At 74.2% G+C, this 20,776-nt stretch carries 15 protein-coding genes; 7 read left to right on the top strand and 8 right to left on the bottom strand.

The genetic code is table 11. From position 1 onward, the window contains the following. Window positions 1-42: 42 nt before the first annotated feature. The 4 genes from AB5J87_RS30685 to AB5J87_RS30670 are packed head-to-tail and all read right to left on the bottom strand — an operon-like array spanning window position 43 to window position 4,895. Entirely contained in the window at window positions 43-1,230 is a 1,188-nt protein-coding gene (locus AB5J87_RS30685; protein ID WP_369381309.1) for an XdhC family protein, read from the bottom strand. After that, a complete protein-coding gene (locus tag AB5J87_RS30680) occupies window positions 1,223-3,355 on the bottom strand; it encodes a xanthine dehydrogenase family protein molybdopterin-binding subunit (protein WP_369381307.1) in 2,133 nt (710 codons plus the stop codon). Before AB5J87_RS30680 ends, AB5J87_RS30685 begins: the two co-directional genes overlap by 8 nt. Continuing rightward, window positions 3,352-4,344: a xanthine dehydrogenase family protein subunit M gene (locus AB5J87_RS30675; protein WP_369381304.1), complete on the bottom strand. Its 993-nt coding sequence runs from the start codon at window positions 4,342-4,344 to the stop codon at window positions 3,352-3,354. Before AB5J87_RS30675 ends, AB5J87_RS30680 begins: the two co-directional genes overlap by 4 nt. Next, window positions 4,341-4,895 carry a (2Fe-2S)-binding protein gene (locus tag AB5J87_RS30670; RefSeq protein WP_369381302.1) on the bottom strand — a complete coding sequence of 185 codons (555 nt, stop codon included), beginning with the start codon at window positions 4,893-4,895 and terminating at the stop codon, window positions 4,341-4,343. The genes AB5J87_RS30675 and AB5J87_RS30670 overlap by 4 nt, the downstream gene beginning before the upstream one ends. A gap of 194 nt (window positions 4,896-5,089) precedes the next feature. On the opposite strand from AB5J87_RS30670, the gene AB5J87_RS30665 reads away from it, so the two are divergent. Further along, window positions 5,090-5,677 (top strand): TetR/AcrR family transcriptional regulator, encoded by a 588-nt coding sequence (locus AB5J87_RS30665; protein ID WP_369381301.1) that lies wholly within the window; start codon window positions 5,090-5,092, stop codon window positions 5,675-5,677. A gap of 155 nt (window positions 5,678-5,832) precedes the next feature. On the opposite strand, the gene AB5J87_RS30660 is transcribed toward AB5J87_RS30665, so the two are convergent. Next, on the bottom strand, window positions 5,833-6,252 hold the full coding sequence (locus AB5J87_RS30660; RefSeq protein ID WP_369381299.1) for a YjbQ family protein: 420 nt from the start codon (window positions 6,250-6,252) through the stop codon (window positions 5,833-5,835). Between the two features lie 76 nt (window positions 6,253-6,328). Here AB5J87_RS30660 and AB5J87_RS30655 point away from each other — a divergent pair, with 76 nt between their 5' ends. Next, window positions 6,329-7,411 (top strand): NAD(P)-binding domain-containing protein, encoded by a 1,083-nt coding sequence (locus AB5J87_RS30655; RefSeq protein WP_369381298.1) that lies wholly within the window; start codon window positions 6,329-6,331, stop codon window positions 7,409-7,411. A 12-nt stretch (window positions 7,412-7,423) separates the two neighbouring features. Here AB5J87_RS30655 and mltG read toward each other — a convergent pair whose 3' ends face one another. Beyond that, window positions 7,424-8,254 (bottom strand): endolytic transglycosylase MltG, encoded by an 831-nt coding sequence (gene mltG / locus AB5J87_RS30650; protein ID WP_369381296.1) that lies wholly within the window; start codon window positions 8,252-8,254, stop codon window positions 7,424-7,426. A gap of 27 nt (window positions 8,255-8,281) precedes the next feature. Continuing rightward, window positions 8,282-10,090: an ABC transporter ATP-binding protein gene (locus AB5J87_RS30645; RefSeq protein WP_369381294.1), complete on the bottom strand. Its 1,809-nt coding sequence runs from the start codon at window positions 10,088-10,090 to the stop codon at window positions 8,282-8,284. A 137-nt stretch (window positions 10,091-10,227) separates the two neighbouring features. Between AB5J87_RS30645 and AB5J87_RS30640 the strand changes: the two genes are divergently transcribed. The 3 genes from AB5J87_RS30640 to AB5J87_RS30630 all read left to right on the top strand — a co-directional run bounded on the left by AB5J87_RS30640 (window position 10,228) and on the right by AB5J87_RS30630 (window position 15,294). Next, entirely contained in the window at window positions 10,228-10,671 is a 444-nt protein-coding gene (locus AB5J87_RS30640; protein WP_369381293.1) for a MarR family winged helix-turn-helix transcriptional regulator, read from the top strand. Window positions 10,672-10,684: 13 nt separating this feature from the next. Beyond that, on the top strand, window positions 10,685-13,645 hold the full coding sequence (locus AB5J87_RS30635) for an FAD-binding and (Fe-S)-binding domain-containing protein (RefSeq protein ID WP_369381292.1): 2,961 nt from the start codon (window positions 10,685-10,687) through the stop codon (window positions 13,643-13,645). 227 nt (window positions 13,646-13,872) lie between these two features. Further along, window positions 13,873-15,294 (top strand): Gfo/Idh/MocA family protein, encoded by a 1,422-nt coding sequence (locus tag AB5J87_RS30630; protein WP_369381290.1) that lies wholly within the window; start codon window positions 13,873-13,875, stop codon window positions 15,292-15,294. Between the two features lie 43 nt (window positions 15,295-15,337). On the opposite strand, the gene AB5J87_RS30625 is transcribed toward AB5J87_RS30630, so the two are convergent. Next, entirely contained in the window at window positions 15,338-16,960 is a 1,623-nt protein-coding gene (locus AB5J87_RS30625) for a peptide-N4-asparagine amidase (RefSeq protein WP_369381287.1), read from the bottom strand. 159 nt (window positions 16,961-17,119) lie between these two features. Between AB5J87_RS30625 and AB5J87_RS30620 the strand changes: the two genes are divergently transcribed. Beyond that, window positions 17,120-18,943: an ABC transporter transmembrane domain-containing protein gene (locus tag AB5J87_RS30620; RefSeq protein ID WP_369381285.1), complete on the top strand. Its 1,824-nt coding sequence runs from the start codon at window positions 17,120-17,122 to the stop codon at window positions 18,941-18,943. Further along, window positions 18,940-20,721: an ABC transporter ATP-binding protein gene (locus AB5J87_RS30615; protein ID WP_369381283.1), complete on the top strand. Its 1,782-nt coding sequence runs from the start codon at window positions 18,940-18,942 to the stop codon at window positions 20,719-20,721. Before AB5J87_RS30620 ends, AB5J87_RS30615 begins: the two co-directional genes overlap by 4 nt. Window positions 20,722-20,776 lie beyond the last annotated feature (55 nt).

The raw sequence follows: 20,776 nt of genomic DNA, 5'->3' as shown, positions 1-20,776 counted from the left end.
TCCTGATCCCCGAGCAGACAATGCGGCCATGATGCCATACGGTCAACTCGCAAAAGATTGGCGTGAGTTCCGACCGGTCGTTCGGGAGAGGTGCGCATTACTGTCCCGTTCGTCCGGCTGATGGTGAATAGGGGTGACCCGGCCGGTCAGCGGCGCGCCGGTGCCGCCGTGCCGGGCCGCGACGATCTCCGCCGCGATCGACAGGGCGGTCTCCTCCGGCGTACGGGCCCCCAGGTCCAGGCCGATCGGCGAGTGCAGCCGGGCCAGCTCGCGCTCGGTGAGACCGCTCGCGCGCAGTCTGCGGTCGCGGTCCTCGTGGGTGCGGCGCGACCCCATCGCCCCGACGAAGGCGACCGGCAGCCGCAGCGCCACCTCCAGCAGCGGCACGTCGAACTTGGCGTCATGGGTGAGCACGCACAGCACCGTGCGCTCGTCCGTGTACGTGCCCCGCAGATAGCGGTGCGGCCAGTCGACCACGACCTCGTCGGCCCCGGGGAAGCGGTCCGGGGTGGCGAAGACGGGCCGGGCGTCGCAGACGGTCACGCGGTAGCCGAGGAACGCGCCCGTACGGACCAGGGCCGCCGCGAAGTCGACCGCGCCGAAGACGATCATCCGGGGCGGCGGCAGGCTCGACTCGACGAACACCGTCAGCTCGGCCCCGTCGCAGCGCGAGCCGGACTCCGCCGCCTCGAAGGCGGCCGTGCGGCCCGCCGCCAGCAGCTCCCCGGCTTCCGCCGCCACCGCGCGGCCGAACTCCTCGTGCCCGCCCGCCGTCCCCTCGCGTGCGCCGTCCGGGCGGACCAGGAGCGCCCGGCCGAGCAGCGCGTCCGGGCCGCGCACCACCCGCGCCAGGGCCACCGCCTCGCCCCGCGCGGCGGCGGCGAGCGCGTGGACGATCACCGGCCGGTCCGGGCTGTCGGCCCGGACCGGGACCACCAGCACGTCCACCACCCCGCCGCAGGTCAGCCCGACCGCGAAGGCGTCCTCGTCGCTGTAGCCGAAGCGCCGGCGGACCGGGGTGCCGTCCTGGAGCGCCTGGACGCACAGCTCGTAGACGGCCCCCTCCACACAGCCGCCGGAGACCGAGCCGACGGCCGCGCCCGCGCCGTCCACGGCGAGCGCGGCACCGGGGCCGCGCGGCGCGCTGCCGCCGACCTCGACGACGCTGGCCACCGCGAACTCCCGGCCCTCGGCGGCCCACCGGTCCAGCTCGGCGGCGAGGTCAAGCATCGCGGCGCCCTTCCGTCAGGATCCGGTCGGGCCGGATCGGCAGATCGCGGTGGCGCACACCGGTGGCGTGCCACACCGCGTTGGCGATCGCCGCCGCCGCGCCCACGATGCCGATCTCGCCGATGCCCTTGATCCCGACCGGGTCGTCGGGGTCGGGGTCGGCCACCCAGTCCACCTCGATCGGCGGGACGTCGGCGTGCGCGGCGAAGTGGTAGCCCGCGAGGTCGGGGCCGACCACGGCGCCCGAGGTCCGGTCGCGGACCGCCTCCTCGTGCAGGGCCATGGAGAGCCCCCAGATCATTCCGCCCGCGAGCTGGTTGCGGGCGGTGAGCGGGTTGACGATCCGGCCCGCGGCGAAGACGCCCAGCATCCGCCGGACCCGCACCTCGCCGGTGGCGGTGTCCACGGCGGCCTCGGCGAACTGGGCGCCGAAGGAGTGCCGTTCCCTGGGCGGCAGTTCACCGATGGCGGCGGCGGTGTCGGAACGGGCCGTGATGCCCTCGGGCGGCAGATCGCCGCCGAGGGCCAGCTTCTCGCGCAGCGAGGCCGCCGCGGCCATGATCGCCCAGGCCCAGGAGCGGGTACCCGCCGAGCCGCCGGCCACCATCGCCGGGCCGAAGTCGCTGTCCCCGATGCGCACCCGGATCCGGTCGGGGCCGGTCTCCAGCGCGTCGGCGGCGATCAGCGTGAGCGCGGTGCGCGCCCCGGTGCCGATGTCGGCGGCGGCGATCCGCACGGTGAACGTCCCGTCCGCCTCCGCCGTCACGGCCGCGGTGGAGGGCATGGAGCCCGACGGGAAGGTGGCCGTCGCCGTGCCCGTGCCGAGCAGCCAGCGGCCTTCGCGGCGCACGCCGGGGCGCGGATCGCGCCCCGCCCAGCCGAACCGGCGGGCCCCCTCGCGGAAGCAGGCCACCAGATTGCGGCTGCCGAACGGCAGCCCGGAGACGGGGCCCGTCTCCGGGTCGTTGCGCAGCCGCAGCTCGACCGGGTCGATCCCGCACTTCTCGGCGAGCTCGTCCATCGCGCACTCCACCGCGAACGACCCGGGCGCCTCGCCGGGCGCGCGCATCCAGGTCGGGGTGGGCACGTCCAGCGCCACCACCCGGTCGACGGTGTGGTGGGCGTCGGCGTCGTACACGACCCGGCCGAACCCGGTGCTGCGCTCGATGAACTCCCGCACCGTCGAAGTGAGGTTCTGGCCCTGGTGGTCGAAGGCCCGCAGCCGTCCCGCTGCGTCCGCGCCGAGCCTGACCCGGTGGGCGGTGGGGCTGCGGTAGCCGATCAGCGAGAAGAGCTGACGCCTCGTCAACACCACGCGTACGGGCCGCTGGAGCAGGGTCGCGGCCATCACCGCGGCCACCTGGTGGGAGCGCAGCCCCTTGGAGCCGAAGCCGCCGCCGATGTGCTCGGAGAGGACCCGGACGGCGCCGGGGTCGAGCGAGAACAGCTTGGCGAGGTCGTCCGCCACCCACTTGCTGCCCTGGTTGGAGTCCACCACCTCCAGCCGGCCGCCGTCCCAGCGGGCGACCGCCGCGTGCGGCTCCATCGGGTTGTGGTGCTCCTCGGGGGTGCTGTAGCTCTCGTCCACGACGAAGGCGGACGCGGCCAGTTCGCGCTCCAGATCGCCCTTGGCCGTCTCGGAGACCGCGCCCGGTGTGTTCGGCGGGGTGTACGTGCCGGGGCGCCCGGCGGCGAACGCGATGTCGTGCGGCTCCTGTTCGTACCGTACGGCCAGCGTCTCGGCGGCCTCCCTGGCCTGCTCGGAGGTCTCGGCGACGACCAGCGCCACCGGCCAGCCCGCGTACGGCACCCGGTCGTCCTGGAAGAGCAGGACGGCCGGGTCGGGCTTGCCCAGCTGGCCAGTGAAAGCGCCGTCCACGCGCGGCGCGTTGCCGTGGTGCAGCACGGCCAGCACCCCGGGCATGGCGAGGACGGGCGCGTCCTCCACCGCGCTCACCCGCCCCCGGGCGACGGTGGAGAGGACCAGCCAGCCGTGCGCCAGGTCGGCGAAGGGGACCTCCCCGGCGTAACGGGCCGCCCCGGTGACCTTCTCCCGGCCCTCGACGCGGGTGCGCGCGGTGCCGACGGCCCCGGTGAGCGCGGTGGTGCCCGTCGTGGTGGTCATCGCCCGGCCTCCTCGGCGAGTTCGCTCAGCACGGCCACGACGAGATTGCGCATCAGCGTCACCTTGTATCCGTTGTGGGGCAGGGGTGCGGCGGCGGCCAGTTCGGCGTCGGCGGCGGCCCCGAAGGCGGCGGCGTCCGCCGGGCCCCCGGTCAGGGCGCGCTCGGCCGCGCGGGCCCGCCACGGCCGGGAGGCGACCGCCCCGAGGGCGAGCCGCACCTCGCGCACGGTCCCGTCGCGCACGTCCAGGGCGGCGGCGACCGAGCCGATCGCGAAGGCGTACGAGGCGCGCTCGCGCACCTTGCGGTAGCGGGAGACGGCGGCGAGCGGGGCGGGCGGCAGCGTGACGCCGGTGATCAGCGCGCCGGGCGGCAGCGCCGTCTCTTGGTGCGGGGTGTCGCCGACGGGCAGATAGAAGTCCGCGAAGGGCAGTTCGCCCGGTCCGTCGGCGCTCTCGTACGAGACGACCGCGTCGAACGCGGCGAGCGCCACGCCCAGGTCGGAGGGGTGGACGGCGACGCAGTGCGCGGAGGCGCCCAGGACCGCGTGGTTGTGGTGCTCGCCCTCGACGGCGGCGCAGCCGCTGCCGGGGACGCGCTTGTTGCAGGGGCGGGCGAGGTCGGTGAAGTAGCCGCAGCGGGTGCGCTGGAGCAGATTGCCGCCGACGGTGGCCATGTTGCGCAACTGGCCCGAGGCTCCGGCGAGTACGGCCTGCGCCAGCGCCGGGTAGCGGCGGCGCACCTCGGGGTGGGCGGCCAGGTCGCTGTTGGTGACGGTCGCGCCGATGCGCAGTGCGCCGTCCGCCGCCTCCTCGATCCGGTCGAGGGGCAGCCGGGTCACGTCGACGAGGAGCGCGGGCCGCTCCACCCCGGCCTTCATCAGGTCGACCAGGTTGGTGCCGCCGCCCAGGAAGCGGGCGTCGGCCTCGGCGCCGAGCAGGGCGAGGGCGCCCGGCACGTCGAAGGCCCGCTCGTAGGAGAACTCCCTCATGCCACGGCCTCCGCTCCGGTCGCGCGGAGCCCGGCGGCCCGTGCCACCGCCGCGACGATGGAGGCGTAGGCGCCGCAGCGGCACAGGTTGCCGCTCATGCGCTCGCGGATCTCCTCCGCGGTCAGCTCCGGCGCTCCGGCCCCGGGGCGCACATCGGCGGTGACCGCGCTGGGCCAGCCCGCCGCGTGCTCCTCGATCACCGCGAGGGCCGAACAGATCTGGCCGGGCGTGCAGTAGCCGCACTGGTACCCGTCCAGGTCGAGGAACGCCTGCTGGACCGGGTGGAGCCGGTCCCCGTCGGCCACGCCCTCGATGGTGGTGATCTCCCGGTCCTCGGCGGCCACGGCGAGCTGGAGGCAGGAGAGCGCCCGGCGCCCGTCCAGCAGCACCGTGCAGGCACCGCACTGCCCCTGGTCGCACCCCTTCTTCGTACCGGTGAGATCGAGGCGCTCGCGGAGGGCGTCGAGCAGGGTGGTGCGGTGGTCGACGGGCAGCGTGTACTTCTCGCCGTTGATGTTGAGGGTGATGGCGCTGGACGTCGATGGGGTCATGAGCAGCCTTCTCTCGCGGGTCGTTGCGAAGCGCCGTCCATCGGAGTCCACTGCGGTGTCGCTGCCGCTATGGTGGACCTAAACGGACAACTGTCCGTTACCTGCGAACTTAACGGACAGCTGTCCGCTTATCAAGAACGCACCACGAACGGTTCGGTCCGGGAAGTTCGGTCCGGGAGCGGGCAGGAGGACGCGTGCGACACGCGAAGAAGGACGCGCCGCTGCGCTCGGACGCGCAGCGCAATCGCGAGCGCATTCTGGAAGTGGCACTGACGGAGCTGACCTGCTCGGCGGACGCGCCGCTCAGCGCGATCGCGAAGAAGGCGGGCGTCGGCCAGGGCACGTTCTACCGCCACTTCCCCAACCGCGAGGCCCTGGTACTGGAAGTCTACCGATACGAGATGCAGCAGGTCGCCGAGACGGCGGCCCAGCTGCTCGCCACCCGACCGCCGGACCGGGCGCTGCGGGAGTGGATGGACCGGCTGGCCCAGTACGCGCTGGCCAAGGCGGGTCTCGCCGACGCGATGCGCAAGGCCACCGCGCGCGGCACCCTGGCCGACCTCGGCCACGCCCCGGTGACCTCGGCCGTCAGCCTGCTGCTCCGGGCCAACGAGGAGGCGGGCACGATCCGGCCCGGCGTCACCCCGGACGACTTCGTGCTCGCGATCGCCGGACTGTGGCAGATCGCCCCGGACGAGGACTGGCGGGGCCGCGCGGGCCGCCTCCTGGACCTGGTGATGGACGGACTGCGGGCCGGGGCGCCGGGGCGGGCCGCCGACTAGGGCTCGTCCGGGGCGTGACTGGGGGTACGGGACGGTCGGATCCCTGGCCGCGCCTGGCGGGTACGGGGGGCCGGGCCGATCGGGCGGGTACGGGGCCGCGCCCGGGCGGGTACGGGGCCGGGCCTCGGCGGCCGGACCGCCTCGGTCGGGAGGGCTCAGCCGAGGAAGCTCAGCCGCACCTGACGGTCCGGGTTGTCCTTGTTGGTGTCCACCAGGCACACCGACTGCCAGGTCCCCAGCGCCAGCCGTCCGCCGACCACCGGAAGCGTCGCGTGCGGCGGGACGAACGCGGGCAGCACGTGGTCACGGCCGTGCCCGGGGCTGCCGTGGCGGTGCTGCCAGCGGTCGTCGGCGGGCAGCAGCGCGTGCAGGGCGGCGAGCAGGTCGTCGTCGCTGCCCGCGCCCGTCTCGATGACCGCGATCCCGGCGGTGGCGTGCGGGACGAAGACGTTCAGCAGGCCGTCCCCGCCCCCGGCCACCTCCTGGAGGAAGCGCGCGCAGTCATGGGTCAGATCGGTGACGGTCTCGGAGCTGCCGGTAGTGAGCTGGAGGACACGCGTGGTGAAGTCGGCCATGGCCCCATCCTCCCGCCCGGCGCACCGGAGCGCGCGGGCCGGGAAGATCCGCGCGCGCCCCGTGGTTGGTGGAACCGTGAACGACTTCCGGGTACACGAAGTGGACGCAGTGGTCATCGGCGCCGGGCAGGCGGGGCTGTCGAGCGCCTACCACCTGCGGCGTGCGGGGCTGGTCCCCGACCGCGACTTCGTGGTGCTCGACCACGCGCCACGGCCCGGCGGCGCCTGGCAGTTCCGCTGGCCCTCGCTCACCTACGGCAAGGTGCACGGCATGCACGCCCTGCCGGGGATGGAGCTGACCGGCGCCGACCCCGCCCGGCCCTCCTCGGAGGTGATCGGCGCCTACTTCGCCGACTACGAGACCACCTTCGACCTGCGGGTCCACCGGCCGGTCGAGGTGAGCGCCGTGCGCGAGGGCGAGGGCGGGCGGCTGCGCGTGGAGACCTCGGAGGGCGGCTGGTCCACCCGCGCGCTGATCAACGCGACCGGCACCTGGGACCGCCCGTTCTGGCCCCGCTACCCGGGCCAGGAGACCTTCCGGGGACGCCAGCTGCACACCGCGAACTACCCCGGCCCCGAGGAGTTCGCGGGCCTGCGCGTGGTGGTGGTCGGCGGTGGCGCCTCGGGGACCCAGCATCTGATGGAGATCGCGGACCAGGGGGCGGTGACCACCTGGGTCACCCGGCGCCCGCCGGTGTTCCGGGAGGGCCCGTTCACCGAGGAGTGGGGGCGGGCCGCCGTCGCCATGGTCGAGGAGCGCGTACGCCAGGGGCTGCCGCCGCGCAGTGTGGTCTCGGTGACCGGACTGCCGGTGAACGAGGCGATCCTGGCGGCCCGCGCCAAGGGCGTCCTGGACCGGCTGCCCATGTTCGACCGGATCACCCCGACCGGCGTGGCCTGGGACGACGGCCGGACCGTGGAGGCCGATGTGATCCTCTGGGCGACCGGCTTCCGCCCGGTGATCGACCATCTGGCGCCGCTGAAGCTGCGCGCCTCCGGCGGCGGGATCCAGCTCGACGGCACCCGGGCCGTCCGGGACGCGCGCGTCCATCTGGTGGGATACGGCCCTTCGGCGTCGACCATCGGCGCCAACCGGGCCGGACGGGCGGCCGTCCGGGAGATCAAGCAGCTGCTCGGCGCCCCACTGGGCGCGCGCTGACCCGGCGGCGGATCAGCCGGCGCTCCCGCTCTGGTTGCGGTTGAACTCCCGTACGTTCCGCTGCTGTTCGGCGTAGTCGGCGGTGAAGCGGGTGTCGCCGGGGGCGACCGTGACGAAGTACAGCCAGTCGCCGCGGGGCGGGCTGATCGCCGCGTCCAGCGCCTGCTGGCCCGGGTTCCCGATCGGCGTCGGCGGCAGCCCGCCGCGCTGATAGGTGTTGTACGGGCTGTCGGTCCGGGTGTCGGCGTGGGTGGTCGTCAGGGTGGAGCGGTTCAGCGCGTAGTTGAGCGTGGAGTCCATCTGCAGCGGCATGCCCTTGGCCAGCCGGTTGTAGACGACCCGGGAGACCTTGCCCATGTCGGCCACGGTGTCGGCCTCGGCCTGCACGATGCTGGCCACCACCACGGTCTGATAGACCGTCATCCCGTTGCGCCGGGCCCCCGCCTCGATGTGGTCCTTGCCGAAGCGGGTGTTGGCGGTGTCCACCATGTAGGCGAGGAGCCCGCCGGGGGTGGTCTTCGAGCCCACCGGATAGGTGGCCGGGAAGAGATAGCCCTCGGGGTTGCCGCCTGCGGCGGCCGGCAGGGCGAGCCCCGTGTCGGCGGCGGCCCGGCGGGTGGTGCCCGCCGCCACGCCGAGGCTCTTGTCGACCGCCGCGTACACCTGGCCGGAGCGCCAGCCCTCCGGGATCAGCAGGGACCTGACCTTGCCCCCGGTCTCCCGCAGCACCAGGAACAGCACCACCGCCCCGCCCACCAGCAGCAGGGCGAGCACGCCCAGGAGCAGTCGGCCGCGCCGGGTGAGCCGGGTCCCGGACCCGGCGCCACGCGTGGACTCCGTCATACGGGCACGCTATCCCGGCGGTCGCCGTCAGGACGCGACCGGCGCCAGGTCGGCGTCGCGGCGCACCAGTGCGGCGTAGCGCCCGTCCCGGTCGAGCAGTTGCTCGTGGGTGCCGCGCTCGGCTATGCGGCCGGAGTCGAGGACCACGATCTGGTCGGCGTCCCGGACGGTGGAGAGCCGGTGGGCGATGGTGATGGTGGTGCGGCCCGCCGAGAGCGCGTCGATGGCCTGCTGCACCGCGTGTTCGGTACGGGTGTCCAGCGCGCTGGTCGCCTCGTCCAGGATCAGCACCGGCGGGTCGCGCAGGATGGTGCGGGCGATGGCCAGGCGCTGCTTCTCGCCGCCGGAGAACCGGTAGCCGCGCTCGCCGACCAGGGTGTCGTAGCCGTCGGGCAGCGACGCTATGTGGTCGTGGATCTGGGCGGCGCGGGTGGCGGCCTCCAGCTCCTCGTCGGTGGCGTCGGGCTTGGCGAAGCGCAGGTTGTCGGCGACCGAGGCGTGGAAGAGGTAGGTCTCCTGGGAGACCACTCCCACCGCGCGGGCCAGGGTGTCGAAGTCGAGGTCGCGCACGTCGACCCCGTCCAGCATGACCCGGCCGCCCGTCACGTCGTAGAGCCGGGGCACCAGATAGCTGAGGGTGGACTTGCCGGAGCCGGTGGGGCCGACGACGGCGAGGCTGCCGCCCGCGGGCACGGCCAGGTCGATCCCGTGCAGGGCCGGGCCGCTCTTCTCGTCGTAGGCGAAGTCGACCGATTCGAAGCGGACTTCACCGCGCACCTCGTCGAGGTGGACCGGCCGCTCGGGCTCGGTGATGTCGACGGGCAGGTCCAGGTATTCGAAGATGCGCTGGAAGAGGGCGAGCGAGGTCTGCACCTGGACGCCGGTGGAGAGCAGGCTCACGGCGGGCCGGAACAGGCCCTGCTGGAGCGAGACGAAGGCCACCAGGGTGCCGATGGAGATGTCGGGTCCGCCGGTCTGCTTGGCCATGCCCGCGGCCCAGTAGATCAGGGCGGGCATGGCGGCCATGACGATGCCGATGGTCGACATCCGCCACCGCCCGGCCATGCTGGAGCGCACTTCCAGGTCGACCAGCCGCTCGGACTCGGCGGCGAAGGACTTGGTCAGCGAGTCGGCGCGGCCCATGGTGCGGCCCAGCAGGATGCCGCTGACCGACAGCGACTCGGTGACCTCGGCGGCCATCGCGGCCATCTGCTTCTGCCGCTGGGTGGTGATCTTCTTGCGCTCGCGGCCGACCTTGCGGCTGATCCAGACGAAGACGGGCAGCAGGAGGAGCGAGACCCCGGTCAGCCGCCAGTCGAGGGCGAGCATGGCGACGACGGTGGCGACGACGGCCGTGAGGTTGGAGACCAGCGACGTCGCGGTGGAGGTCACGGTGGCCTGCATGCCGCCGATGTCGTTGGCGATGCGGGACTGGACCTCGCCGGTGCGGGTCCGGGTGAAGAAGGCCAGCGGCATCCGCTGGAGCTGGGCGTAGACCCCCGTGCGCAGGTCGTGCATGACGCGCTGGCCGACGGTGGTGGAGATCAGCGTCTGGAGGACGCCGAAGACACCGCTCACCACGGCCGTGGCGATCATGCCGAGCGCGAGCAGGCTGAGCAGCCCGGTGCGCCCCTGCGGCACGGCGACGTCGAGGATCTCGCGGAGCAGGAACGGCGAGGCGACCGAGACGAGGGAGGACGCGGCGACGAGCAGGCCGACCACGGCGAGCCGCCCCCGGTAGGGCCGGAACAGGCGCAGGATGCGCCGGGTCTGGCCGGGCTGCTCTTCTCCGGGGTCCCGGGGCGGCGGGGTCCAGGTGGATTCTTCGGGGCGCATGGGCTCCTTCGGGAGGGATGAGGCGACAGGACACGGCGCCGGGCGGCGGGGCCGGGGGCGCCCTTGGCAAGACTTTGTGGAGCATAGCTCATTGTTACCTATACTCACAATGAACAAGGTCCTGATATTGTTCCCGCATGAGCACTACCGACGCCGACGGCGTGCTGGCCGAGCAGTTGCTGCGGCTGACGCGCAGACTCCACCGCATCCAGAAGCAGCATCTGGAGCCGGTCGGCATCACCCCCGCCCAGTCCCGGCTGCTGCGGACGGTGGCGCACTACGAGGCACCGCCCCGCATGGCCGATCTCGCCACCCGTCTGGAGGTGGTCCCGCGCGCCGTGACCACGCTGGTGGACGGCCTGGAGGAGAGTGGGAACGTGCGCCGGGTCCCCGACCCGACCAACCGCAGGGTGGTGCGCGTCGAGCTCACCGACACCGGCCGGGCGACGCTGCGCGCGCTGCGCGGCGCCCGCCGGGGTGCCGCGGAGGAGATCCTGGCGCCCCTGACCGCCGGCGAGCGCGAGGTCCTCGGCGGTCTGCTGTCCGCTCTGGTCGACGGAGTACCGGAGCGCCGCTGCTGAGGGGACCCGCCGCATGCCGCTCCTGGAGCCGAAGCCGGAAGCACTGCGCCCGGACGGACGGCGCACGCCGTCCCCCGACCGGGTCCCGGACCGGCTCGCGGACGGCACCCCGGAGCCCCTGCGCGGCGAACTGACCGCGCTGCTCGGCGCGGACAAGGTGCTGTGGAAGGTCTCCGACCTGGTGCGCTACGCCTCGGACGCCAGCCCGTACCGGTTCGTGCCGCAGGTCGTGGTGGTCCCCGAGGACCTCGACGACGTCTCGGCGGTGCTCTCGTACGCGCACGGCAAGGGCCGGGCGGTGGTCTTCCGCGCGGCCGGGACCAGCCTCAACGGGCAGGCGCAGGGCGAGGACATCCTGGTGGACGTGCGCCGCCACTGGGCGGGCGTCGAGGTGCTGGACGGCGGCGCCCGGGTCCGGGTGCGGCCCGGCACCACCGTGGCGCGGGTCAACGCGGCGCTCGCCCGGCACGGCCGGGTCCTCGGCCCGGACCCGGCCAGCGCGCTCGCCTGCACGGTCGGCGGAGTGGTCGCCAACAACGCCTCGGGCATGACGGCCGGGACGACCCGCAACGCGTACCGCACGGTCGCCTCGCTCACCGCCGTGCTGCCGAGCGGCACGGTCGTCGACACCGGCGACCCGCGCGCCGACGAGGACCTGGCCCACGCCGAACCCCGGCTCTGCGCCGAGCTGCTCGCGCTGAAGGCGGAGATCGAGGCGGACCCGGAGCTCACGGCCCGGATCCGCGCCAAGCACACGATCAAGAACACCAACGGCTACCGGCTGGACGCGTTCCTCGACGGCGCGACGCCCGTGCAGATCCTGCGGGGGCTGATGGTCGGCTCGCAGGGCACCTTCGGCTTCCTCTCCGAGATCGTCTTCGACACCCTGCCGCTGGACCGGCTGGCCAGCGCGGCGCTGCTCTTCTTCCCGACGCTCCCGGCCGCCGCCGCGGCGGTGCCACTGTTCAACGACGCCGGGGCGCTCGCCGTCGAGCTGATGGACGGCAACACCCTGCGCGCCTCGGTGAGCGTCCGGGGCGTCCCGGCGGACTGGGCCGAACTGCCCCGGGAGACGGCGGCGCTGCTGGTGGAGTTCCGGGCGCCCGACGAGGCGGCCCGCGAGCGCTGCGAGCGGGCCGGCGCCGAGCTCCTGGCCGGGCTCGGCCTGGTGGCGCCGGTGGCCTCGGTGACCAACGCCTTCACCCGGGACCCGGCGGTGATCGCGGGGTACTGGAAGGCCCGCAAGGCGTTCGTCACGGCGGTGGGCGGGGCCCGCCCGTCGGGGACGACGCTGATCACCGAGGACTTCGCGGTGCCGCCCGCCCGGCTGGCCGAGGCGTGCGGGGCGCTGCTGGCCCTCCAGGAGGCGCACGGCTTCGACGCGGCGGTGGCCGGGCACGCGGCGCACGGCAATCTGCACTTCCTGCTGGCGTTCGACGCGGGCGCCCCGGCCGACGTGGAGCGGTACGCCGCGTTCATGGACGCGTTCTGCCGGCTCACCGTGGAGCGCTTCGACGGCTCGCTGAAGGCCGAGCACGCCACCGGCCGCAACATCGCGCCCTTCCTGGAGCTGGAGTGGGGGCCGCGCGCGACCGAGCTGATGTGGCGCACCAAGCGGGCCCTCGACCCGGACGGGGTACTGGCGCCCCGGGTGGTGCTCGACCGTGACCCGCGCGCCCATCTGCGCGGTCTGAAGACCATCCCGAAGGTGGAGCGGACCGCCGATCCGTGCATCGAGTGCGGCTTCTGCGAGCCCACCTGCCCCAGCCGCGACCTGACCACCACACCCCGCCAACGGATCGTGCTGCGGCGGGAGATGCTGCGCCAGCCGGACGGCTCCCCGGTGCAGGACGCGCTGCTCGACGCGTACGGGTACGACGCGGTGGACACCTGCGCGGGCGACTCGACGTGCGCGCTCGACTGCCCGGTGGGCATCGACACGGGCGCGCTGATGAAGGGCTTCCGCCATCTGCGGCACAGCCCGCGCGAGGAGCGTGCCGCGGCGCTCGCCGCCCGCCGCTTCCGGGCCGTCGAGGAGGCGGCGCGGCTCGCGGTGGCGGCGGCCGACCGGATCGGGGACCGGCTGGGCGAGGGCGTGCTGCGGCGGGCGACGGGCTTGGCGCGCCGGGCCGTGCGGCCCGATCTGGTGCCGGAGTGGCTGCCGGAGGTCCCGGGCGCCGCCGCCCGCGCCCTGCCGCGCACCCGGCGGGTGGGCGCGGCGGCCGTCTACTACCCGGCGTGCGTGAACCGGATCTTCGGGGAGCCCGCGGGCCATCGGGGCCCTTCGCTGCCGCAGGCCGTGGTGGCGCTCGCCGCCCGGGCGGGGCGGCCGGTGTGGATCCCCGACGACGTACGGGGCACGTGCTGCGCCACCATCTGGCACTCCAAGGGGTACGAGCTGGGCAACGCCGTGATGGCCGACCGGATCGTGGCGGCGGCCTGGGGCTGGACGGCGGGCGGCACGCTGCCGCTGGTCGTGGACGCGTCCTCGTGCGCGCTGGGGCTGGGGCGCGAGGTGGTGCCGTATCTGAGCGCGGACAACCGGGAGTTGCACGCGGCGCTGCGGATCGTGGACTCGGTCGTCTGGGCGGCACAGGAGCTGCTGCCCCGGCTGACGGTGCTGCGCAGGGCGCGCTCGGCGGTGCTCCATCCGTCCTGCTCCATGCGGCATTTGGGCGACGGGGAGCGGCTGCGGGAGGTGGCGGAAGCCTGTGCCGAGGAGGTCGTGGTGCCGGACGACGCTGGGTGCTGCGCCTTCGCGGGTGACCGCGGCATGCTCCACCAGGAGCTGACCGCTTCGGCGACGGCCCGGGAGGCGGCCGAGGTGACGGGCCGTCACTTCGACGCGTACCTCGGCGCCAGCCGGATGTGCGAGCTCGGCATGGAGCGCGCCACCGGCCGCCCCTACGTCTCCGTCCTGCTGGAGCTGGAGCGGGCGACCCGGCCCGGCCCGGAGTACCTGCGGCGCAGCTGACCGGCGGCGGGTCCGTCGCCACGACCCGCCCGCGCCGTTCTTCCGCGCCTCCCACGACCCGGGCGCGTCCGGACGTACCGTGACGTGGTGCAGCGGTGTATCTCCCCCGGGCTGCCCCTGGCGTCGACAGGCCCCCTTGCGCGGCAGCAGCCTCAACAACCATGGTCCTTACCGAGGTTCGTGTAACGCCGCGCAGAAATCAGCTCCCTCTCATTCCAGGAGACTCGATGAACGACGCAGCTCCGCAGAACCACGACATCAGCCGACGTTCCGTCCTGTGGACCGCCGGGGCCGCGGGCGCCGGGATCGGCATCGGCGGCCTGGGGACGGGCAACGCCGCCGCGGCCGAGCAGGCCGGGGCGGAGCGGGCCGCCCCGCAGGGGCCACCGCCGCAGCGCAAGGGCCGGACCATGATCGGGGTGCCGTTCCAGCGGCGCTCCGCGGTCCGGGTGGGTCTGATCGGCCTCGGCAACCGCGGCGGCAGCATGATCGACCTGTATCTGGCCGTGCCGGGCGTGCGGGTGGTGGCGCTCTGCGACCCGGTGAAGGCCAAGACGGAGGCGGCGGCGGCCAAGGTGAAGGCGGCGGGCCAGGACGCGCCCGCGGTGTACGTGAACGGCGACCACGACTACGAACACCTGCTGCGCCGCGGCGACATCGACTTCGTGCACATCGCCACGCCCTGGGACACCCACTTCGAGATCACGAAGGCGGCGCTGCTGAACGGGGTGCACGCGGGCGTGGAGTGCCCGGCCTCGATGCGGCTGGACCAGCTGTGGGAGCTGGTCGACCTCTCGGAGCGCACCAGACGCCACTGCATGCAGCTGGAGAACTGCTGTTACGGGCGCAACGAGATGCGCGTACTGCGGATGGCGCACGCCGGGAAGTTCGGCGAACTGCTGCACGGCGCGGGCGCGTACATCCACGACCTGCGCGGCCTGATGTTCGACCCGACGTACTACGAGGGGCCCTGGCGGCGGCTGTGGCACACCCGGCTGCTCGGCGACCTCTACCCCACGCACGGCTTCGGACCGGTCGCCAACTACATGGACGTCAACCGCGGGGACCGCGTGGTGTCCATCGTCAGTGTGGGGTCCCCGGCGCACGGTCTGGCCGAGTACCGCGCCGCGCACATGCCCGCGGGCGACCCCAGCTACAAGGAGTCGTACGTCGAGAGCGACCGCACGATCAGTCTGCTGCAGACCGCCAAGGGCCGGGTCATCCGGCTGGAGCACGACGTCTCGACGCCCCATCCGTACAGCCGGATCAACAGCCTCGGCGGCACCAAGGGCCTCTTCGAGGACTATCCGGAACGGATCTACCTGGAGCCGGACCAGCACGACGACAACTGGGGCGACTTCGGCAAGTACGCCGACTGGGACCACTGGCTGTGGAAGGAGCACGCCAACCCGCCCGGCGGCCACGGCGGCATGGACTACATGCTGGTCTACCGGCTGATGCAGTGCATGCGGCTCGGTCTGGTGCCGGACTTCGACGTGTACGACGCCGCCGTCTGGTCGGCGCCGGTGCCGCTCAGCCACCAGTCGATGAAGGCGCACGGCGCGCCCCAGCCGATCCCCGACTTCACCCGGGGCGAGTGGCACAGGGCGCGCTCCGGCGTGGACTCCGAGAAGCCCGCCGAGGCGTGAGGCGCGCGGGGCCCGGCCCGGGCGAGCCGGGCCCCGCCCCCGGTCAGCAGCGCCGCAGGTCCTCGACGAGGGCGCCCTGGGCGGTCTTCAGGCTGCGGTCGTAGCAGCCGTCGGGGCCGGTCAGCCGGTAGCGCTCGGCGGAGGTGCCGGTCGCGTGCCGCTGCTCGCGCGGGACGTTCAGGGTCCAGGAGGCGTCCCCCCGGTAGGTGTCGTCGAGATGCGACCATCCGGTGGTCCGGCCGCCGCGCGCGGTGGTCGCCGCGGCGCGGTCCCCGAGGGTGATCACGGTCCGCAGCCGGTCGTCCGCGCCGATGGTGGTGGTGCCGTCCATGGTGTAGGTGCGGTGGACGCGGGAGGTGACGGCCGGGCCGCGCCCGTCCGTGGTGACCGCGCTGTCGTCGGTCCAACTCCCCTTCAGCGCGTCGGTGTTCTCGCCCTCGGTCCAGCGGTGGACCGACTCGGCGGTGACGGTCCGGGCGACGGTGGTGACGACCCGGCCGTGCGAGGTGTTCAGATAGCCGGCGGTGGTGAGCCGGTGCGCCGCCGTGGCGTCGAGGCGGAGTTCGCCGCCCGGGGCGCCCGGGGTGTAGCGGGTGGAGGCGGCGGGCGCGCCCTCCTCGTGCCGGGTGAGCGCGCCGGTGACGACCCGGCTGCCCTTGTCCTGCCACAGGAGCACGTTGACCGGCGCGGACCAGCCGGACTGCCCCTCGGGAACGCCCGCCACCGACACCTCGACGCGGTGCGGGCGGCCGTCGTTGAGGAGCGCCGCGTACGGGGTGAGGTCGTACTCGACGGGCCGTACGTCGAAGGCGTGGGGCGCCGGGACGACGTACCAGAGGAACGGGTTGGACCAGCCGCCGGTCCACACGTTCGGGAACGGCGAGGCGATTCCGGCGAGTTGGCCGTCCACCCGCAGCTGGATCTCCCGGTTGGGGCCGGCCGCCGCCTTGCAGGAGTAGGGCGCCGGGTCCGGCACCGCCAGGTACCAGAACTCCTCGCAGCCGCCGCCCGATCCGGTGGCGTACACCTCGGCGACGACGCGCTCGGAGTTGCGCGGCGCGGTCAGCGCGGTGCCGTCGAGCGGCAGCACCTTGTCCGGGGCGGCGGCGGGCTTCACCCGGCCCTCGGCCGCGTAGAAGGTGAGGGTGACCTTGACGTCGATCACGCCGGTGTAGGTGTCGTCGACAACGTTGCCGATGAGCATCTCGACGGGCTGCGCGGAGCGGAAGGTGTCGCTGTAGCGGGTGACGTCCTTCTCGACGTTCCAGGCGATGCCGTCGGGGGACGGCTCGGGTGTGGAGGTGCGCAGCACCTCGACGCCGCCGACGTGCAGATAGCCGAGCCGGTCGTACTGGCGCCCCTTGACCTTGCCGTCGAGCCGCAGCACCACCTTGTTCCAGCGGTCGCCGCAGCCCTTGGGCGGCGCGTAACTCCCCTTGTAGGGGGTGAAGTCGCGGAACTGCGCCTGGGCGAGGGTGACTTGGCAGCTGCGGGTGTGCGGGACGGCGACCGGCGGCGCGGCGGTGACCGGGTCGTGCCAGTCGGTCCCGAACTCGGCGGGCGGCTCGGGCGGCCGTGCCGCCGCCGTCGCCGGACCCGCGCCGAACAGGGTCACGGCCGCGAGCACCGCCCCACCGATCATGGACATGATCTTCTGTTGTCTCATGCGTCAGGAGTGAAGCGCGCGGCGGCCCCGCGCGCCAGGGGTGAACCGCTGGTCTTGGCGCGTTCTAGGCGTTCCGGCGGAAAAATCAATTGCCCGGACCGGCCCCGCAGGGCCAACCTTGCACGGCTTGAGGCACTTCATTCGATCCTTTGGGACGTCATGCAGATTCGCGATCTTCCTTATTCGGATCCAGGCGAACCGGACGTCCGCTCGGGTCCCCGGTTCCTGCTCTGGCTCGGCCGCAACCAGCTCGGCGGGCAGCTCAAGGCCATGGCCTGGGGGCTGCTCCAGCAGTGCGGCATCGCCGGGCTCCCGCTGGGCGTGGGCGTGGCCGTACAGGCCGTCGTCGACCGCTCGGGCTCCCGGCTCGCGCTCGCGGGCGGCCTGGTCGCCCTGCTGGGCGCCGCCATCGCCATCGGCGAGACCATGCTCCACCGCACCGCCGTGACCAACTGGATCACGGCCGCCGCACGCGTACAGCAGCTGCTCGCGCGCAAGACGGCCGAGCTGGGTTCGGTGCTGACGCGCCGGGTCGCGGCGGGCGAGGTCGTCGCCGTGTCCACCGGTGACGTGGAGAAGATCGGCTGGTTCGTGGAGGCCCTGTCGCGGTTCGCGGCAGCCGCCGCCACCTTGGTGATCGTCTGCGTCGGTCTGGTCGTCTACCAGCCCGCGCTGGGCGTCGTGGTCGCCATCGGCATGCCGTTCCTGGCCCTCGGCGCGCTGCCGCTGCTGCCGCGCGCCACCCGGCGGGCGGACGTCCAGCGCGAAAAGGCGGGCCGGGCCACCGAGTTGGCGTCCGACACCGTGGCGGGGCTGCGGGTGCTGCGCGGCATCGGCGGCGAGGACCTCTTCCTCGGCCGCTACCGCGAGGCGTCCCAGGAGGTCCGCCGGGCCGCCGTGCGCAGCGCCCGCATGTGGTCGCTGATCTCGGCCGTCCAGGTGCTGCTGCCAGGCATCCTGCTGGTCACGGTGATCTGGTACGGGGCGGCGCTGGCCCGCGACGGCCGGATCCAGGTCGGCGAACTGGTCACCGTCTACAGCGCGGTGACCCTGCTGCTCTTCCCGCTGCGCCACTTCGAGGAGATCGCCATGGCGTACTCCTTCTCCCGCCCCTCGGCCCGGCGCGCGGCCCGCGTGCTGGCGCTCCAGCGGGTCGTCGAGCCGTCCGGGACGGACACGGGGGTGTCGTCCCGGGCGGCCGTCGAAGCCCGCGCCGGCGATCTGTACGACCCGGCGACCGGGCTGCTCGCGCCCGAGGGCCGGTTCACGGCCGTCGTGTGCGGCGACCCGGACGCGGCGGGACGGCTGGCCGAGCGGCTCGGCGGGCACGGCGCCGACGCCGACGCCGAGGGGCAGCCGTCGGCCCTGCTCGGCGGGGTCGCCCTCGACGGGCTGCCGCTGGACGCGGCACGGGCCGCCGTTCTGGTGCAGGACAAGGACCCGGTGCTGCTCTCGGGCACGCTCCGCGAGCTCCTGGACGTGCCCTCGTCGGGCCGGGTCACGGCCGACGCGGCGCTGGCGGCGGCGCAGTGCGGCGATGTGCTCGACGCGCTGGCCCAGGCGTCCGCGGACAGCGACGGCGACCCGATGCGGACCAGGATCACCGAGCGCGGCCGGTCGCTCTCCGGCGGCCAGCGCCAGCGGCTCGCGCTGGCCCGGTCGCTGGTGACCGACCCGGCGGTGCTCGTCCTGGACGAGCCGACCTCGGCGGTCGACTCGCACACCGAGTCACGGGTGGCGGACGGCGTCAGACGGCTGCGCGCGGGCCGGACCACGGTGGTCTTCTCGTCGTCGCCGCTCCTGCTCGACCTGGCCGACCGGGTCGTCCTGGTCCACGACGGCGAGGTCGTCTCGGTCGGGGTCCACCGCGACCTGCTGCGCACCGACGCGCGCTACCGGGCGGTCGTCACCCGCGAGACGGACGACGAGCAGGACGGCGGCGAGGAGCCGAAGGCACTGGAGACACTGGAGGAGACGGCATGATCGGCGTGGCGGCACCGGAGTACGACCCGGCGGCCCCGGAGTCGGCCACCACCCTGCCCGTCGGCACCCCGGCGACGGTCCGGGCGTACGTGCGGGAGCTGCTGCGGCGCCACCGCAAGGCGTTCGCGCTGCTCGTCGGGGTCAACGCGGTCGCGGTGATCGCCTCCATGGTCGGCCCGTACCTGCTGGGCGGCATCGTGGAGGACCTCTCCAACGACGTCCAGGACCTCCATCTGGGGCGCACGGCCGCGCTGTTCGCCGCCGCGCTGCTGGTGCAGACCGTCTTCGTCCGGCTGGTACGGCTGCGCGGCGGCATGCTCGGCGAGGAGATGCTGGCGGATCTGCGCGAGGACTTCCTGGTGCGCTCGGTGGGACTGCCGCCGGGCGTCCTGGAGCGCGCGGGCACCGGCGACCTGCTCTCCCGGATCACCACCGACATCGACCGGCTGGCGAACGCCATGCGGGAGGCGGTGCCCCAGCTGGCCATCGGCGTGGTGTGGACGCTGCTGCTGGTCGGCGCGCTCGGGGTCACCGCGCCGCCGCTGGCCCTGGCGGTCCTGGTGGCGCTGCCGCTGCTGGTGGCGGGCTGCCGCTGGTACTTCCGGCGGGCGCCCGCGGCCTACCGCTCGGAGGCGGCGGGGTACGCGGCGGTCGCCGCCGTGCTCGCCGAGACCGTCGACGCGGGCCGCACCGTGGAGGCGCACCGGCTCGGCGAGCGCCGCATCGAGCTCTCCGAGCGGCGGATCACCCAGTGGACGGCGTGGGAGCGGTACACGCTGTGGCTGCGCTCGGTGCTGTTCCCGGTCGTCGACCTCGCCCACACCACGGTGCTGCTGGCCGTGCTGATGATCGGCGGAACGTTCGTCCTGCACGACTGGCTGAGCGTCGGCCAGCTGACGACGGGCGCGATGCTCGCGATGATGATGGTCGAGCCCGTCGGGCTGATCCTGCGCTGGTACGACGAGCTCCAGGTCGCCCAGGTCTCGCTCGCCCGCCTCGTCGGGGTGCGCGACATCGAGCCGGACGCGGGCGACCCCGGGGTGCGCCCGGACGGCCGGGACGTCGAGGCGGACCGGGTGCGGTTCGGCTACCGCGCGGGCCTGGACGTCCTGCACGAGGTGTCGCTCTCGGTGGCCCCGGGCAGCCGGGTCGCCCTGGTCGGCCCGTCCGGCGCGGGCAAGTCCACGCTGGGCCGCCTGCTGGCCGGGATCTACGCCCCGCGCGAGGGGCGGATCACGCTCGGCGAGGCCGAACTGTCCCGGATGCCCGCCGAGCGGGTGCGCGAGCACGTGGCCCTGGTCAACCAGGAGCACCACGTCTTCGTGGGCTCGCTCCGCGACAACCTGCTGCTGGCCCGGCCGGACGCGGCGGACGCCGAGCTGTGGGCGGCGCTCGGCGCGGTCGACGCGGACACCTGGGCCCGGGCCCTCGCGGAGGGGCTGGCCACCGAGGTCGGCTCGGGCGGGCTCGCGCTCACCCCGGCCCAGGCCCAGCAGATCGCGCTGGCCCGGCTCGTCCTGGCCGACCCGCACACCCTGGTCCTGGACGAGGCGACCTCGCTCCTGGATCCGCGCGCGGCGCGCCACTTGGAGCGTTCGCTGGCCCGGGTGCTGGAGGGCCGCACGGTCGTGGCGATCGCCCACCGCCTGCACACCGCGCACGACGCGGACGTGATCGCGGTGGTCGAGGACGGCCGCATCAGCGAGCTCGGCAGCCATGACGCCCTGGTCGCGGCGGACGGGGCGTACGCGGCGCTGTGGCGGTCCTGGCACGGGTGAGGCCAGGGCGTGGCCCAGGGGTGAGCCCGAGGCGGCGGCCGGGGCCGCCGCCTCG

Source organism: Streptomyces sp. cg36 (genome assembly GCF_041080675.1).
Taxonomy (GTDB): domain Bacteria; phylum Actinomycetota; class Actinomycetes; order Streptomycetales; family Streptomycetaceae; genus Streptomyces.
Note: the sequence above shows the minus strand (reverse complement) of the source record. Positions and strands in the feature narration are given on the sequence as shown.

What these genes read in the sequence shown, in the direction of transcription:
- AB5J87_RS30645 (WP_369381294.1), bottom strand. Translation starts at nt 10,090, where the DNA reads ATGCGCCCCGAAGAATCCACCTGGACCCCGCCGCCCCGGGACCCCGGA.
- AB5J87_RS30680 (WP_369381307.1), bottom strand. Translation starts at nt 3,355, where the DNA reads ATGACCACCACGACGGGCACCACCGCGCTCACCGGGGCCGTCGGCACC.
- AB5J87_RS30620 (WP_369381285.1), top strand. Translation starts at nt 17,120, where the DNA reads ATGCAGATTCGCGATCTTCCTTATTCGGATCCAGGCGAACCGGACGTC.
- AB5J87_RS30670 (WP_369381302.1), bottom strand. Translation starts at nt 4,895, where the DNA reads ATGACCCCATCGACGTCCAGCGCCATCACCCTCAACATCAACGGCGAG.
- AB5J87_RS30635 (WP_369381292.1), top strand. Translation starts at nt 10,685, where the DNA reads ATGCCGCTCCTGGAGCCGAAGCCGGAAGCACTGCGCCCGGACGGACGG.
- AB5J87_RS30640 (WP_369381293.1), top strand. Translation starts at nt 10,228, where the DNA reads ATGAGCACTACCGACGCCGACGGCGTGCTGGCCGAGCAGTTGCTGCGG.
- AB5J87_RS30630 (WP_369381290.1), top strand. Translation starts at nt 13,873, where the DNA reads ATGAACGACGCAGCTCCGCAGAACCACGACATCAGCCGACGTTCCGTC.
- AB5J87_RS30625 (WP_369381287.1), bottom strand. Translation starts at nt 16,960, where the DNA reads ATGAGACAACAGAAGATCATGTCCATGATCGGTGGGGCGGTGCTCGCG.
- AB5J87_RS30660 (WP_369381299.1), bottom strand. Translation starts at nt 6,252, where the DNA reads ATGGCCGACTTCACCACGCGTGTCCTCCAGCTCACTACCGGCAGCTCC.
- AB5J87_RS30685 (WP_369381309.1), bottom strand. Translation starts at nt 1,230, where the DNA reads ATGCTTGACCTCGCCGCCGAGCTGGACCGGTGGGCCGCCGAGGGCCGG.
- AB5J87_RS30615 (WP_369381283.1), top strand. Translation starts at nt 18,940, where the DNA reads ATGATCGGCGTGGCGGCACCGGAGTACGACCCGGCGGCCCCGGAGTCG.
- mltG (WP_369381296.1), bottom strand. Translation starts at nt 8,254, where the DNA reads ATGACGGAGTCCACGCGTGGCGCCGGGTCCGGGACCCGGCTCACCCGG.
- AB5J87_RS30675 (WP_369381304.1), bottom strand. Translation starts at nt 4,344, where the DNA reads ATGAGGGAGTTCTCCTACGAGCGGGCCTTCGACGTGCCGGGCGCCCTC.